At 40.7% G+C, this 16,334-nt stretch carries 11 protein-coding genes; 3 read left to right on the forward strand and 8 right to left on the reverse strand.

Going from position 1 to position 16,334, the window contains the following annotated elements:
- Positions 1-320 precede the first annotated feature (320 nt).
- Positions 321-2,627, forward strand: a complete 2,307-nt coding sequence (gene metE / locus VJJ03_RS06315) for a 5-methyltetrahydropteroyltriglutamate--homocysteine S-methyltransferase (protein WP_323974482.1) — start codon at positions 321-323, stop codon at positions 2,625-2,627.
- 82 nt (positions 2,628-2,709) lie between these two features.
- On the opposite strand, the gene VJJ03_RS06320 is transcribed toward metE, so the two are convergent.
- The 5 genes from VJJ03_RS06320 to nirK all read right to left on the reverse strand — a co-directional run bounded on the left by VJJ03_RS06320 (position 2,710) and on the right by nirK (position 8,069).
- Complete coding sequence (locus tag VJJ03_RS06320; protein WP_009746058.1) at positions 2,710-3,342, reverse strand: endonuclease III domain-containing protein; 633 nt, start codon at positions 3,340-3,342, stop codon at positions 2,710-2,712.
- Between the two features lie 84 nt (positions 3,343-3,426).
- A complete protein-coding gene (locus VJJ03_RS06325; protein WP_323974484.1) occupies positions 3,427-4,860 on the reverse strand; it encodes an L-serine ammonia-lyase in 1,434 nt (477 codons plus the stop codon).
- Between the two features lie 116 nt (positions 4,861-4,976).
- Positions 4,977-5,648: an SCO family protein gene (locus VJJ03_RS06330; RefSeq protein ID WP_323974486.1), complete on the reverse strand. Its 672-nt coding sequence runs from the start codon at positions 5,646-5,648 to the stop codon at positions 4,977-4,979.
- Between the two features lie 142 nt (positions 5,649-5,790).
- A complete protein-coding gene (locus VJJ03_RS06335) occupies positions 5,791-6,513 on the reverse strand; it encodes a formylglycine-generating enzyme family protein (RefSeq protein WP_083808025.1) in 723 nt (240 codons plus the stop codon).
- Positions 6,514-6,626: 113 nt separating this feature from the next.
- Positions 6,627-8,069: a copper-containing nitrite reductase gene (nirK, locus tag VJJ03_RS06340; RefSeq protein WP_323974488.1), complete on the reverse strand. Its 1,443-nt coding sequence runs from the start codon at positions 8,067-8,069 to the stop codon at positions 6,627-6,629.
- A gap of 525 nt (positions 8,070-8,594) precedes the next feature.
- Here nirK and VJJ03_RS06345 point away from each other — a divergent pair.
- On the forward strand, positions 8,595-9,404 hold the full coding sequence (locus VJJ03_RS06345; RefSeq protein WP_323974490.1) for a DUF6291 domain-containing protein: 810 nt from the start codon (positions 8,595-8,597) through the stop codon (positions 9,402-9,404).
- 48 nt (positions 9,405-9,452) lie between these two features.
- Complete coding sequence (locus VJJ03_RS06350; RefSeq protein ID WP_323974492.1) at positions 9,453-10,748, forward strand: replicative DNA helicase; 1,296 nt, start codon at positions 9,453-9,455, stop codon at positions 10,746-10,748.
- 12 nt (positions 10,749-10,760) lie between these two features.
- Here VJJ03_RS06350 and VJJ03_RS06355 read toward each other — a convergent pair whose 3' ends face one another.
- From VJJ03_RS06355 to ileS, 3 genes are all read right to left on the reverse strand, one after another.
- Positions 10,761-11,135: a TraR/DksA family transcriptional regulator gene (locus VJJ03_RS06355; protein WP_009746065.1), complete on the reverse strand. Its 375-nt coding sequence runs from the start codon at positions 11,133-11,135 to the stop codon at positions 10,761-10,763.
- A gap of 163 nt (positions 11,136-11,298) precedes the next feature.
- Complete coding sequence (locus VJJ03_RS06360) at positions 11,299-12,672, reverse strand: WG repeat-containing protein (protein WP_323974493.1); 1,374 nt, start codon at positions 12,670-12,672, stop codon at positions 11,299-11,301.
- A gap of 51 nt (positions 12,673-12,723) precedes the next feature.
- Positions 12,724-16,140, reverse strand: a complete 3,417-nt coding sequence (gene ileS / locus VJJ03_RS06365) for an isoleucine--tRNA ligase (protein ID WP_323974495.1) — start codon at positions 16,138-16,140, stop codon at positions 12,724-12,726.
- Between the last annotated feature and the right edge of the window lie 194 nt (positions 16,141-16,334).

Here is a 16,334-nt window from a genome sequence, read left to right on the forward strand (position 1 = left end):
TGTTAATCTTAATTATTTTTTACCAACAATCACTGTTCAAAACCTTTATTTTTTGTTCATAACTTCATTTTGTTCCAATATATTATAGATAATTTAATTAAATAGTTAAATATCCATATAATATATATTTTCTCATGCAATATATTTAAATATTATCAATATTCCTTATTTCTATTATTGTTTCTGAAAGAATTCTATTTAATTAGAATTTTTTTTTGAATTTTTTTTTGATATTAGAATATTATATTATATCTTTGCACCCTAAAAGTAAAAAGGGATTATCTATCCTTATTAAATAATAATAAACAAATAAAGCGAATATGAGAACAAATGTGTTAGGCTATCCGCGTATTGGAGAGAAGCGCGAGCTAAAAAAAGCCAATGAGGCTTTTTGGGAAGGTAATCTCAGTGAGGAGGAACTCCTCTTGGTTGCAGAGAAAATCCGTGTCCATAACTGGAGCTTGCAAAAGGAAGCAGGTATAGATCTTATCCCTTCTAATGATTTTTCCTTATATGACCAAGTATTGGATTTTTCCTTTACAGTAAATGCTATTCCTCAGCGTTTTGCCCCTACCAAAGAACTCTGTGAACTTAAGCAATATTTTGCCATTGCCCGTGGTTATCAAAAAGATGGCATAGATGTTACTGCTTCAGAAATGACCAAATGGTTTGATACCAATTATCATTATATTGTTCCTGAATTTACCAAAAATCAAACCTTTTCCTTGAAGGTGAACAAGCCTTTGAACGAATATAATTTGGCTAAAAAACATGGATTTGAGACCAAACCCGTACTTTTAGGCATGGTTACTTACCTGCTCTTAGGAAAAGAAAAGGAGGCTGGCTTCCATCGCTTAGAGCTTGCAACAAGCCTGCTCCCTGTCTATATACAGATTGTACAAAGCCTTGTGGATGCAGGAGCTAAGAGCATCCAAATAGATGAACCTTACTTAGTACTTGACCTTCCCCAAGGGGCTGAGGAAACCTACCGAAAGGTGTATGGTGAGCTTAAGGCTAAGTTCCCTAAAACAGAATTTATTCTAACTACCTACTTTGGAGCCTTGGATAATAATACCTCTTTAGCAGTGTCTCTCCCTTTTGACGTATTACACATTGACCTTGTTCGTGCTACCGCACAGTTAGATGGGGTACTTAAGGCACTTGATAAGGACAAGAAGCTTTCCTTAGGAGTGGTAGATGGTCGTAATATCTGGAAAAACAATTTTGAGCATTCTCTCACCCTTATAGAAAAGGCACAGGAGGTTATCGGTTATGACCGCTTACTTATTGGTACTTCTTCTTCCTTGCTACATACACCTTGTAACTTAGAGAATGAAAATAATGAAAAGGTGCTCACTGCAGAGATCAAGCAATGGCTTGCCTTTGCCAAACAGAAAGTAAAGGAACTTTCTACTCTTAAAACCCTTGCTCAAGGGCATGATCTTAGTCCAGAGGTAAAAGCTGCTTTTGAAGAAAACAAGCGAGCTGCTGAGAATCGCAAGACTTCCCCGCTAATTCATGACCCTAAAGTTAAAGAGCGTGTAAAAAAGATTACTGAGAGTGACAGCAAGCGCAAGAGTCCTTTTTCTATCCGCCGAAAAATGCAAGAAGAAGCCCTACACTTGCCCCTTTTCCCTACCACTACCATTGGCTCCTTCCCACAAACACAAGAGGTACGTTCTTGGAGAGCCTCCTTCAAGAAAGGAGTGCTTAGCGAGAAAGAATATGACCGCCTTCTTGAAAAAGAAATAGAGGACTCCATCCGTTGGCAAGAGCAAACAGGAATTGATGTGTTGGTACATGGAGAATTTGAACGTAATGACATGGTGGAATACTTTGGAGAGCTGCTCAATGGCTATACTTTTTCCAAGTTCGGCTGGGTACAGAGCTATGGTTCCCGCTGCGTAAAGCCTCCTATTATCTTCGGAGATGTTTCCCGCCCCAATCCTATGACAGTGCGTTGGAGCAAGTACGCACAATCCCTGACCAAGCTTCCTGTAAAGGGAATGCTTACAGGACCGGTAACCATTCTCCAGTGGTCTTTTGTACGTGATGACCAACCTCGCTGGGAGACTTGTTACCAAATCGCCCTTGCTATCCGCGATGAAGTGATGGATTTAGAGAAAGCAGGCATTAAAATAATCCAGATAGACGAACCTGCTATCCGTGAAGGATTACCTTTGCGACGAGATGAGTGGAAGGATTATTTCAACTGGGCTATTAAGGCTTTCCGTATTTCCGCCTCAGGAGTGGAGGACAAAACACAAATCCATACCCACATGTGCTATTCTGAGTTCAATGACATGATAGAAGCTATTGCCAATATGGATGCCGATGTGATTACTATTGAATGCTCTCGCTCTCAAATGGAACTTTTGGATGTATTTGCCGATTTCAAATATCCAAATGAAATAGGTCCTGGTGTATATGATATTCACTCCCCACGAGTGCCTTCTGAGGAGGAAATTTACCACCTAATGAAGAAAGCTATTGCTGTGATCCCTTTCAGAAATCTCTGGGTGAATCCTGACTGTGGACTCAAAACACGCCATTGGGAGGAAACCAAATTAGCATTATCCGCCATGGTAGCAACGGCTAAGAAGCTCAGAGAGGAGTATAAGAAATAATGTTTGTTTTTATTGTTCGAAAAGGAGGTTGTCAAGAAATTGATAGCCTCCTTTTTAGTTAAGTTAAGTAAAAAGTAATCTTTTATTTTTCATCTTTACCTTTTATCTTACAGGTGATAATATCCTTAAAGATATCCCAATTGCGTGCTGGGGAGTATTCTCGGGCATAATAGATAATCTGCAGATGGAGTTTGTTCCATTTGTGCTTAGGGAAGGCTTTTTTTGCGTCCTTTTCACTTTGCACTACGGAGGAACCATCGGAGATTTCCCAACGCTGTAACATCCGATGGATATGTGTATCCACAGGGAAAGCAGGCACCCCGAAGGCAGTACTCATAACCACACTTGCTGTTTTATGTCCTACAGAAGGGAGGGCTTCTAATGCTTGAAAGGACTGAGGTACTTGCCCTTGATACTTTTCAATAAGGATGTGGGAGAGGTGATAGATACCATAGGACTTCATAGGAGAGAGTCCCACAGGCTTAATAATCTGGCGTATCTCCTCTTGAGTGAGCTTGACCATATCATAAGGGTTATCAGCCTGAGCAAAAAGCAAAGGCGTAATTTGGTTCACCCGAGCATCAGTGCACTGGGCAGAAAGGATAACTGCAATAAGCAAGGTATAAGGATCCTTATGATTAAGAGGGATAGGAGGGTTAGGATATAGTTCCTCCAAAGTATCCATAATAAAGCGTATTTTTTCTTTTTTGTTCATGGGGTTATGGAGTATTACAAAGAAAGCTATCCCTTTAGGGATAGCCCTCTTATAACACCAAATATTAAAGTAATAAAAATATTCTTAACAATCTGCTATACTTACAGCAACTGCGAGTCCTGCTTCTGAAGTTTCTTTGTACTTAGTGTTCATATCCTGAGCGGTTTGCCACATAGTTTGGATGACCTTATCCAAAGGTACTTTTGCATTCTTAGGGTTGGTTTCCAGCGCCAATTCAGCAGCGTTAATCGCCTTAATAGCTCCCATAGCATTGCGTTCTATACAAGGAATTTGTACCAATCCTCCAATAGGGTCACAAGTGAGTCCTAAGTGGTGTTCCATAGCTATTTCAGCAGCTATCATCACTTGTTCGGGTGTCCCTCCCCAGAGTTCACACAATCCCGCTGCCGCCATAGCAGAGGATACTCCTATTTCAGCTTGGCAGCCTCCCATAGCAGCCGAGATAGTAGCATGCTTTTTGAAGAGACTTCCTATAATCCCTGCCGTAAGGAGGAATTGCTCCACTTGCGCCTGAGTTCCTTTGTGATTATCTATAGTCAGATAATAAAGTAATACGGCAGGAATAACCCCTGAACTTCCATTGGTAGGGGCGGTTACCACCCTTCCTAAGGAGGCATTCACCTCATTGACCGCTAAGGAGAAACAAGTTACCCACTTAAGGGTATCACGGAAGTCCACTTTTCTCTTTCGGATTGCCTCTATCCAATCCTGAAAAGAAGCATAAGGTATTACCTCCCCTCCCATGAGTTTTTTATGTATATCATAAGCCCTACGCCTTACATTGAGTCCTCCAGGGAGCGTCCCTTCTGTATGGCACCCTATATAGGCACATTCTGCCATTGTACTCCATACGCGTAAGAGTTCAGCATGTATTTTCTGCGGATTACGGAGGGCTTTTTCGTCCTCAAAGACAATTTCAGAAATCTCCTTTCCCTCTCTCTGGCAGTGTGCTAAGAGCTCCCTAGCGGAATCAAACTCATAAGGGAAAGCCGGTTGTTGTTTTGCTTCTCCTTTTGTGGACTCTTCTGTTTTTTCTTTGACAATGAATCCTCCCCCTATGGAATAAAAGGTGGATTCATAAGTTTCCATTCCTTTTCCTTGTGCCGTGAAGGTAATTCCATTAGCATGAAAAGGTAAAAATTTCTTATTAAAAACGACTTCCTTTTCTGGGTCAAAGTGAATAAAGAATTTCCCTGCTAAGTGTAGTTTTTTATCTTTTCTAATAGTTTCAATAATGGAGGAAATACTCTCCACAGGGATATATTCAGGGTCTGTTCCACTAAGTCCTAACATAGCCGCCAAGTCAGTAGCATGTCCTTTTCCGGTAAGGGACAAGGAGCCATATAAGTCCACCCGTACACTTTGAACTTTTTCTAAGATTTGTTTTTCCTTAAGTTCCTTGAGAAAGGCTTCTGCAGCTCGCCAAGGTCCTAGTGTATGAGAACTGGAGGGACCTATCCCTATCTTAAGCATTTCAAAAACACTTACGTATTCCATAAAAAAATTTTGGTGCAAAATTACAAATTAATGATTGATTTTTCAATGATTAATAGGGAATTTTTTCTTCTTATAGGGAAGGTTTCTGTTATTTATTTATAGTCTAAATACAGTTATTAGTTTACTTTTTCAAGTTGTTTTTTCACCTCTTCTACGATGCTGGTACGGTCAATACCTAATCCTTCCTGTTGGACAGCAAGTTCTCCCTGTGCATTGAATACACTAATGATATTGGAATGGGAGAAGTCAATAGGAGAGATTTGTTTATAATTCACTGCCAAGACAGCTGCGAACTCACGTGTTTTTTCCTCATCGGAGCGAAGGAATACCCATTGGTCATCATCCATATTATTCTCTTGAGCGAACTTTTTCAAGTGTTCAGGAGTATCCACCTTAGGATCAATACTCACCAAGATGTACTTGACTTTATCCTTATGAGCGATGTTCTGAGCTTCCACTGCCTTGCGAATCTCACGCATATCCTGAATAAGGATAGGGCAAGCCGTTTTGCAGGAGGTATATATCATCACTACCACCAAAACATTTCCTTTAAAGTCCTTCCACTGAATATCCTTCCCATTTTGGGTAGTCCAGGTCTCTGGCAGGTTGTAGATAGAAAGGTCGGAGATTTCTGTAGATTTTGCCTGTGTATCTGTCTTCTGAGAAGCGTTTGGCTCAGCAGCAGGCTGCTCTGAAGTGGCCTCAGTAGATGATTTAGCCTCTGTGGTATTGTTTTTACAGGCTTGGAGCATAAGGAGGCTCACAGCCATGAATAATAATTTTTTCATAATAATTAATGGTTATAATTCTTAATTTATTTGTTCTATTTCAAGTATTGAGCAGCTATGGCTCATACAGGAATGACTTAGTTTTATTCATATATTCGCTTGGGCGACTTTCTAAACTGTCACACTTGTCTGGCGATACTTTTCATTTTTCACTTTTCGTTTCCCTTGACTTAGCACACCTGAAGCCTAAATTTTTATTGGTATAGTTTGCCTTTAGGGTGCCTCTGAGAGAATAGCGCATGAAAGCACCATAGTTAGTAAGGTCTGAGGCATTCAGGGCACTTCCTCCACAGAAGAGCGCATCATCGCCAAAATTATCTTTACGTGCCTCTCCAGAGAAGAATACACTATTGAAATCACTGACCCACTCCCATACCAAGCCATGCATATCATACACTCCCCAATAGTTTTTCGGGGTGCTTCCTATCTTGTTTTCATAGGTTTTAGGGGTTTGCAGCCAATGAGTAATATAATCCGAATAGCTTTTCTTGTTTTGTGCATTAGGAGTAGTTGCATCCGCTTGGGCAACATACTCCCATTCATCGGTAGTGGGGAGGCGCTTTCCCTGACATTCACAATATTTCTTAGCGGTAAACCATGATATATTGGTTACAGGAGCCTGCGGGTCAAGAGGAGCAAAGTCCAAATCATCCTTCCACTGGGATAGGTAACTTTTCTTAGCAAAGATAGCCTTTATACGGGAGCGCTGATATTGAGGATTTTTCTCTAAGAAGTCCTTATATTGTGCATTGGTTACCGGATATACATCCAAGTAGAAAGAGGCTATTTTCACTCTTTGAGTTCCTTTATCCTTTTCCTTTACTCCATACATAGGTAGGTAGCTTCCTTCCTTTATAAGTACCATAGGAGTTACCTTCTGCCCCCATAAAGTACCCTGCAAAAGCAGGGAGAGGGCAGAGAGTATCACCACCAAGCCAATGCTTGGAACTTGAATAGATAAGTGGTTATTTTTCACTTTTATTTTTGATCTTTCACTTTCTGTACCATTTCAGGAGTTACCACCTTTTTGCTGTTTTCCCAAGTGTTATATACATAAGTAAGCACATCGGCTACTTCCTGCACTGAGAGGGGTTGTGGGGTCATAGCACTTTCATAAGTTTTTCCATTCACGGTAACTTTTCCTGTTTTTCCGTGCAATACAATACCGATAGCCCTATTCACATCGGCATTAAGGAAGTCGGATTTTGCCAATGGAGGGAAAGCTCCTTCGAGTCCTTGTCCTTGCGCTTGATGACAGGCAACACAGGTTTTGGTATATACAGCTTTTCCATCGTCTATCTGTTGTTGCTTAGTTTTAGCTACAATGGTTCCCTCATTCTTAGGGGTTACTGCTATTTTCAGGTCAGAGACATACGGTTTAGGGTCATTTTTACCATATATTTTTCTATTTTCTTCTCCTTTAGCAACAAGTAATCCCAACGCACCCTTATTAAAAGCACGATAGATGGAGTGATCCACAATCACATAGGATCCAGGTACATCTACCTTGAATTCCACGATAGCGGCTCCACCGGCAGGGATAAGGGTTGTTTGTACATTTTCATTGATTAAGCTGGCACCTTCCACATGTACACGGTCAAAGATTTCACCAATTACGTGAAAAGAAGAGACCTTATTAGGACCTCCATTTCCCACAAAAAGACGGACGGTTTCTCCAGGATTTGCTGTAAGAGCTCCATCATTGGTAAGAGCTCCCACCCTACCGTTAAATACTACATAATCAGGTGTTTCAGCCAAAGCTTTATCTTGGTTAAAGGCTTGTGTTCCTCCTGCTCCATAGGCTCCATCAGTATAGAAATCCCCTTGCATCACATAATACTCCTTATCCACCGGAGGAAGTCCTCCTTCGGGTTCTACCAAGATAAGTCCATACATCCCATTGGCGATATGCAAAGGTACTGGTGCTTGTGCACAGTGATACACAAACAGACCCGGACTTAAGCATTTGAAGGTGAAAGTGCGTTGTTCACCAGGAGCGACCAAAGTTGCTTCAGCACCTCCTCCAGGACCTGTTACCGCATGCATATCTATATTATGAGGGAGCTTGTTATCCTGATGGTTCTTAAGAGTGAATTCCACTTCATCTCCCACCCGTACACGGATGAAACTTCCAGGCACTGTACCTCCAAATGTCCAGAAGAGATACTTGGTACCATCCATAATTTCCCCCTCTTTCTCGATAATCTCCAAATCCACCTTAATCTTCATTGCCTTACGAGTTCCTACAGGTTTAGGTACATGAGGGGGGGAGGTAAGCTCTGCCTGAACCGCTTCTCCTTCCACAGGAATATCTACAGTTGCTATAGGGGTTGTTTCTTTCTTAGGCTCTTCTCCTCCACAGGCTACAAATAGTGCCGAGAAAGCCATTAAAGTCATTAATTTTCTTGTACGTTCTTTCATTAAAATATAGTGTTTATTGAACCTGGCAAAGATAAATTTTTCTTGATAAACAAACAAATATCTTTTCAAGTTTTTTTAGAAAATTTTTCTTATCCCCACACTCGCCGTGTGCGATACTTACTATCCCTGTTATCGCTTAAAACAAAGACAAAAAAGAAGAAAAATACAAATACAAAAAAATAAAGAAGAAGAAATAAAATAAGGAACGAAAAACAAACAACGAAATCATTCATCATCACCAGCGACTTCTCCATTTTTCAAGGAAAAGGATTCTTTACCTTCCTTTGAAAGTGAACAGTAAACAGTGAATAGTGAATAATGAATAGTGAACAGTTAAAAGTGAAGAATTTTTCGTTTTTCACTTTTCGTTTTTCACTTTTCGTTTTTCACTTATTAAGGGGTGGACACTTCTCTTTCTGTTTTTCCTTGACATAGCTACAAAAATGTTGTATATTTGCGGTGTTATTGAAGGGAGCACATCGCCCTTCAGCTTCATGATTTCAGTAAACAAATCCCTTCATTATTATGAAAAAATTCTTCATCCTCTACAATGACATGCTCGAAGTACTGGACGAGCTCACCGACGAACAAGCCGGTAAGCTCTTCAAAACCATCAAAGCCTACCAGCAACACCTAAACAATCATCTTGACCCTCAACCGCAAGAGATTCCTCCCTTCCCTGTGGATGACTTTGTAACTCGCATTGCCTTTGCTTCCTTCAAGGCTCAGTTCAACCGAGAAGCCAAACAGTGGCACCAAAGCGCCGTGAATAACAGAAAAAAGGGACGTATGGGAAACCTTAAGCGGTGGCATCCTGAGCTTTACAACAAAGTAGTAGCCCAAGAACTCTCCTTAGAAGAAGCTGAAGAGGAGGCTCGTAGTAAAAAAAACCGTCCTTCCAAGGGAAAAGAAACTAAAAAAGAGGAAAACATAGCGGAGCCTGCTCATAATTCTATGGAAAGTATCTCTATAGACCAGATTGTCCCTTATATTCCTAAAAAAAGGAATACATACTGGGAGATTAAACCCATAGAAGCACTTAAGGAAGAATACCTTAGCAATGAAAGGCTTACACAAGTAATGTTCAAGATACTAAATATCAATGATAAGCAACAGCTCTCTAAGCTCTTGTGTCAGTTCCACGAACACTTGGAATCACAGGGAGAATATGAGAAAGATATTCGGGACTACTGTAGCCATTTTAAGAATTGGATCCGGAAAAGGAAACAGGAGGAGGCAGTAGAGAAGCAGAAAAAAGCCGAAGAACAAGCACAATACCCCAGATACAGAACCTTTGGAATGAATGAACACGGGCAGGCGGTATACCTAGATTAGTGATTAATGATTTAATAATTAATGATTAGCTAAAAACGTATTTCAACTATGCTTGATATAGATATAGAAAGTATTGTATTAGGAGGGATGCTCATAGAAGCGCAGGGATTTCCTCGCTTTACAGACGCCATTGGAGAAGTAAACGTATTTGGTGACCAGCGGCATGCCGTCATCTATGAGGCTATGTTAAGTCTCTTTAAGGAGAGCGGTCAGATAGACGTCTGCTTAGTCAGTCAAGAGCTAAGGAAGCGGAATCGGCTCAAGGAGATAGGCGGGAGTGCTTATCTGGTATCTCTTACCGAGAGGGTTTCTTCCGCTGCACACATAGAGGAATATGCACGCATACTGCTACAAAACCATATAAAGCGTAATATAAAAGCACTCTCTCAGCACTTGGAGACACAAGCCTCCAGTGACCAATCGGATCCTTTTGCCCTTTTGGATTACTGTCAAAGTGAATTGGATAAAGCAACTGATTACCTACAACAAAGACATTCGAGGACAACGGCAGAATACCTCACTGAGCTATTGAATCCCCAGCAGAACAAAGGAGTTCCTATGGCTATAGAAGGGCTTCATTGTTGGCTTAATGGCTATCATCCTGGAGAACTTACCGTCATTGCAGGTCGTCCTGGAATGGGCAAGACCGCCTTTGCCCTGAATGATGCCTTGCACCAAGCTCGCAGTGGTTATCCTGTGGGGTTTATCTCCTTGGAAATGACGGGGAAGATGGTAACCGGACGTGCCTTTGCCAATTATGCAGGAATCAATAGTAATCACCTCTGTACACAGGGGCTTAGCCGCGAGGAGATGGAGATCGCCGTACAATACAGGGCTTCCTTTGGCGAGTTTCCTCTTTATATAGAGGAAGCCTCCTGTATGAGTCTTTTGCAAATAAGAATGAAAGCCAAAGAATGGATAAGGACAAAGAAAATAAAAATCCTTTATGTGGATTATCTGCAACTGATTATCGGTAGCCATGATAGGAAATCCTTCCGTACTCGTGACCAAGAGGTTGGAGAGATTTCTCGTTTCCTCAAAGGGCTTGCTAAAGAACTTAATATTCCTGTGGTGGCACTGGCACAACTCTCTCGTGAGGTAGAAAAGCGAGGCAACAAACTCCCTACCCTCTCCGATCTGCGTGAGAGTGGTTCTATAGAACAAGATGCGGATAATGTCATGCTCCTATATCGTCCAGATTATTATCAAGAATTATTGGGGGAAGAGGAAACCCTTAAGGAGCAAACGGAGAAGAAAATAGATATTATCCTTGCCAAGTACCGCAATGGTTCCACAGGGAGAACCACTGCCGACTGTGACTTAGCCTACATGAGGTTTAGGTAAAGGGATAAGGTGTTATTGCATATTCTTAGCCTCAATGCTTAGGGTTGCATGAGGTACTGCCTTAAGGCGTTCCTTATCAATAAGCTTTCCTGTTACACGGCATACACCATAGGTTTTATTTTCAATACGGATAAGGGCATTCTTGAGGTCACGGATGAACTTTTCCAAACGTGTAGCCTGTGCCATATTGGATTCCTTACTCATCATCTCCGATCCCTCTTCAAAGGCTTTGAAGGTAGGAGAGGTATCATCCACACTATTATCAGCTCCATTGAGGTATGCCTGACGCAAGAACTCTAAATCCGCCTGAGCTTGGCGTAATTTTTCCTCAATAAGCCCCTTAAACTCCTGCAAATCCTTATCAGAATAACGAACTTTTACTTCCATAAATAATTTCTTTTTTATTTATAATCTTTGACTTTAGCCTCTTTTTATGAAAAAGCTAATTTTTAAATTGCGCAAAGGTACAAAATTATTATCAATTATTCATGAGTAATAAGCATTTTTTTACCCATCTTCTTTTTTCTTTTTCCACCCTCATGAACTTTTGTCATTTTTTTGGATTTCCTTGTAAGTCCATGTAGATTTTCTTTCCATTGAGATAAGCCATTATGGCTCCTTCTCCTCCATTAATGAGGGAAACCCAATCATATATAAAAGGAATGACTTCTTTCCCTTCTGTATTAACATATCCCCATTTGCCATCACGTTTTGCATCACAAATTCCTTTGAAAAAGTAACTTCCTATCTCATCATATATTACGGGAATGACTTCTTTCCCTTCTTTGTTAACATACCCCCATTTGTCCTTACGCTTTACTTTAGCAATAGCCAACCCTTCTTGTGAAAAGTTATCATTAAAATATTCAGCATCGTCATACTGGAAGGGGATTATTACTTCATCTCTTTTATTGATATACCCCCACTTACCTCTGTGGCGAACAGGAATCATGCCTTCTCTGAAGTAATTATTCTTAACTGCTTCATATTTACAAGGGATTATTTCCCTTCCTTGAGTATTGATAAAGCCAAACTTACCATGAAGCCTTACCAAAGCCGTTCCCTCTTGGAATCTGCTCTTATAAGGATGGAAAAGAGGAAAAACCTCATAAGTGGGAGGCACCAGAACTTTCCCTTCCTCCTTTATATATCCTTTTTTTCCGTCGGCAGACACTACATAGATTCCCTCTGTAGGAGGATATATAAAACCATACTTAAAAGGAATTATTATTTGGTTACTCCAATCAATCAGTCCCATTTTGCCATTTTTCACCACTCTTATTTTATCCTCTGGTTTCGGATAATAATCCTCCTCTGTATAGATAAGGTCATATTCAAAAGGAATAAGTACTTTTCCATCTTTATCAATAAATCCCCATTTACCATTCTTTTTGGCTTTGGTATAATGGGTATCGTAATGGAATGACTCAGCTTCTTCATATATGGTAGGAATGACCTTATTCCCTTTTTTGTCCACAAAGCCCCACTCTTTGCCAAGCCTTACAAGGGCTCTTCCGGACTTAAATTCTTGAGCTTCTTCATATAAGAAGGGAATGACCAACTCTCCCTGTGGAGTGATGCCTCCCCATTTGTCATTTTTCTTGACCCAAGCTATTTTATCAGGATAGCCAAAGGGCTGTGCATAATCGTACTCAAGCGGAATCACTACCTTATTTTTGAAGGTTACATATCCATATTTTTTTGTTTTCTTATCTTGGACAATAAGCATGTCCAAAAGATAACTGTCTCTTACAGATGCATATTTGTCTTTCCAAGAAATCCTTCTACGCATCTCTCCTCGATAGTCTATTCCAGAGGCTAATATTCGTGAATCTTCTAATATATGCTTTACTCCAGTAGTATCCTGAGCCATCATAAGGGATTCTATTAAGAAGAATGATAAGAATGAAAAAAGTACTTTCATAAGATTTCAGTTCTATAAGGCTTAGAATGAGAATGGCTACCGTTTCTTTTCTTACATTTTCTCAATCCTAATCTTAGTTACAATATCATCAAAAGCGACTTCTTCTCCTGGAAGAGTATCGGCAAAAAGGATTTCATTGGCTAAGGTCTCTGCTTTGATATAGTCCTCATTGACATGGACAGCATTCTCAAGTGTATTTTGCTTTTGCAAGCGGATACGAATTCTATCGGTTACTTCCAGACCTGTATCCTTACGAAGGTTCTGGATACGGTTTACTATCTCACGAGCAATTCCCTCAGCGCGCAATTCCTCGCTAATGGTAGCATCCAAAGCCACTACGAGCCCTGTAGAGGAACTTGCCACCAACCAACCTTCTATATCCTGAGAGGTAATTTCCACATCATCCAAGGTTAGGGTTAGGGGCTCCTTGTCTAAGGTAATTTTTTTGGTTCCCTGACGTTCAAGTTCTTGTATATCTTGTTGAGTAAAGTTATTAATAACTGCCGCTATGTCCTTCATTTGCTTGCCGAACTTAGGTCCTAAAGTACGGAAGTTGGGTTTAATTTGTTTGACCAAAATACCTGAAGCATCGTCAATGAACTCAATTTCCTTCACATTCACCTCATGCTTGATGAGGTTAGCTACTGCCAATATCTCTGCTCTTTCTTCCTTATTGAGGGTAGGGATAAGTATTTTCTGTAAGGGCTGGCGAACCTTAATCATCTCTTTCTTGCGGAGGGAAAGCACCAAAGAGGAAATATTCTGTGCTTTTTCCATTTTACTTTCCAATTTCTTATCAATGTATTGCGTCTTGCTCTCTGGATAATCGGTAAGATGTACGGATTCGGCTTTATCCTTACCTGTTACGACATTGAGGTCTTTGTAGAGCCTATCCATAAAGAAGGGTGCCACGGGAGCAGAAAGTTTGGCTACCACCTCCAAACAGGTATAAAGGGTTTGGTAAGCAGATATCTTGTCTTGCTCATATTCTCCTTTCCAAAAACGACGACGGCAAAGGCGTACATACCAATTACTGAGGTTCTCCTGTACAAAGTCAGAGATAAGGCGGGTAGCACGGGTAGGTTCGTAGTCCAAGAAAGCTTCTTTCACCTTAGCAATAAGGGTATGTAGCTCGGAGAGAATCCAACGGTCTATTTCTGGACGTTTTTCCAAAGGCACCTCTGCTTCAGCATAAGTAAAGCCGTCCAAGTTAGCATAGAGAGCAAAGAAGGAATAGGTATTATAGAGGGTACCGAAGAACTTACGGCGTACTTCCTCTATGCCTTCTACGTCAAACTTAAGGTTATCCCAAGGATTGGCGTTGGAAATCATATACCAGCGGGTGGCGTCGGCGCCATACTTGGCTAAAGTCTCAAAGGGGTCTACTGCATTTCCTAACCGCTTGGACATCTTTTGACCATTCTTGTCCAATACCAAGCCATTAGACATTACATTTTTGTAAGCTACTGAATCAAATACTGAAGTTGCAATCGCATGAAGGGTGTAGAACCAACCACGGGTCTGGTCAACTCCTTCGGCAATAAAGTCTGCCGGAAAAGCCTTACGACTCTCTATTAGCTCCTTATTCTCAAAAGGATAATGCACCTGTGCATAGGGCATAGAACCTGAGTCAAACCACACATCTATCAGGTCACTTTCCCGCTTCATGGGTTTTCCGGAATCAGACACTAAGATAATGGTATCTACAATATTCTTATGTAAGTCTATCTTATTATAGTTCTCCTCAGACATATCCCCTACCTTGAACCCATTGAAAGGATTCTCCTTCATGAATCCGGCGGCTATGGATTTGCTAATTTCATCCATCAACTCGGCTACTGAACCTATTATTTTTTCCTCTTTAGAATCCTCAGTACGCCAGATAGGCAGTGGGATCCCCCAATAACGAGAACGAGAGAGATTCCAATCATTGATATTCTCCAACCAATTGGCAAAACGTCCTTCACCAGTTGCTTTAGGTTTCCAATTAATCTGCTGATTAAGGGCTACTAATCGGTCTCTTACCGCAGTCATCCTTACAAACCAAGAATCCAAGGGATAGTAAAGTACGGGTGCATCGGTACGCCAACAGTGAGGATAGCTATGGACATATTTTTCTACCTTAAAGGCTTTATTTTCTGTCTTTAAAAGAATAGCCATTTCTACATCCCATGATTTTTCAGGGGCTTCACCGCTCTTGTAATATTCGTTCTTTACATATTTTCCAGCGAAGAGTTCAGGCACCTTGTTTCCCTTGAGGAAACGTCCTTGCAAATCCACCAAAGGCACCAAATTATCGTTTTCATCTTTAACTAACATAGGAGGGATATCATTCTCCTTACCCACACGGGCATCATCTGCTCCAAAGGTAGGAGCAATATGTACAATTCCCGTACCATCTTCGGTAGTTACAAAGTCTCCCGCAACCACTCTAAAAGCCTTTTCAGGATTCTCGGCAGGAAGAAACCAAGGAATGAGCTGCTCGTAGGTAGTGTCAACAAGGTCGGCTCCCTTGCACTGAGCCAAAACCTCATAAGGTATCTTCTTACGATTCTCTTCTTTGGCATAAGCCATAAAATCAGCCTCTTTAGAAGTCTCAAAGAACTTACCTGCAAACAGCTTGGTTACTAAAGCTTTTGCCAATATCACTTGTATAGGTTCAAAGGTATATTGGTTAAAAGTTCTTATAAGGACATAGTCAATATTCTTTCCTACTGCCAAGGCGGTATTGGACGGCAAAGTCCAAGGGGTAGTTGTCCAAGCAAGGATATACACTTCCTTTCGAGAAGCCTTAAGAGCAGTAGTCGCCTGAGCAGACAAGTCTTTTACCCTGAACTGGGCTACAATAGTGGTATCGGATACATCACGATAACAACCAGGTTGGTTCAACTCATGGGTAGATAAGCCTGTTCCTGCCTTAGGTGAATAGGGCTGAATGGTATAGCCCTTATAGAGTAATTCTTTGTTATACAATTGTTTAAGAAGCCACCAAACGGTCTCCATATATTTAGGCTTATAGGTAATGTAAGGGTTTGTCAGGTCTACCCAATAACCTATCCTTTTGGTAAGGTCATTCCAGATATCAGTATAACGCATCACCGCTTCCTTACAAGCTTTATTATAGTCAGCTACAGAGATTTTCTTACCAATATCGTCCTTGGTAATGCCTAATTCCTTTTCCACGCCCAATTCCACAGGAAGTCCATGAGTATCCCAACCTGCTTTACGGAATACTTGCTTTCCCATCTGGGTATGGAAACGACAGAAAATATCCTTGAGGGCACGTGCCATTACGTGATGTATACCAGGCAATCCATTAGCAGAGGGAGGACCTTCGTAGAAGATAAAAGGCTCCCTTCCATTACGGAAATCTATACTTTTGCGGAAGATATCATTATCTTGCCAGAATTGCAATATCTCTTGGGCTATCTTTGTCAGTTCTAAAGCTTTGTACTCTGCAAATTTCATTTTTCTAATTATTAAATTGTCAATTGTTAAATACCACGGATTTCACAGCTAATTTAAGGAAGCAAATTTACAACTTTTTCTCAATAAATCAAGTGTTATTTTTAATTTTCAATACTGTGCCAATTCCACCTCCAAGTGAAATTTTTCAGCTTGCCTTTTGGTAGAACAAATCTTTAGGTTTTTTAAAGTTTAAT

It is taken from the genome of Capnocytophaga sp. G2, from assembly GCF_035282625.1.
GTDB lineage: Bacteria > Bacteroidota > Bacteroidia > Flavobacteriales > Flavobacteriaceae > Capnocytophaga.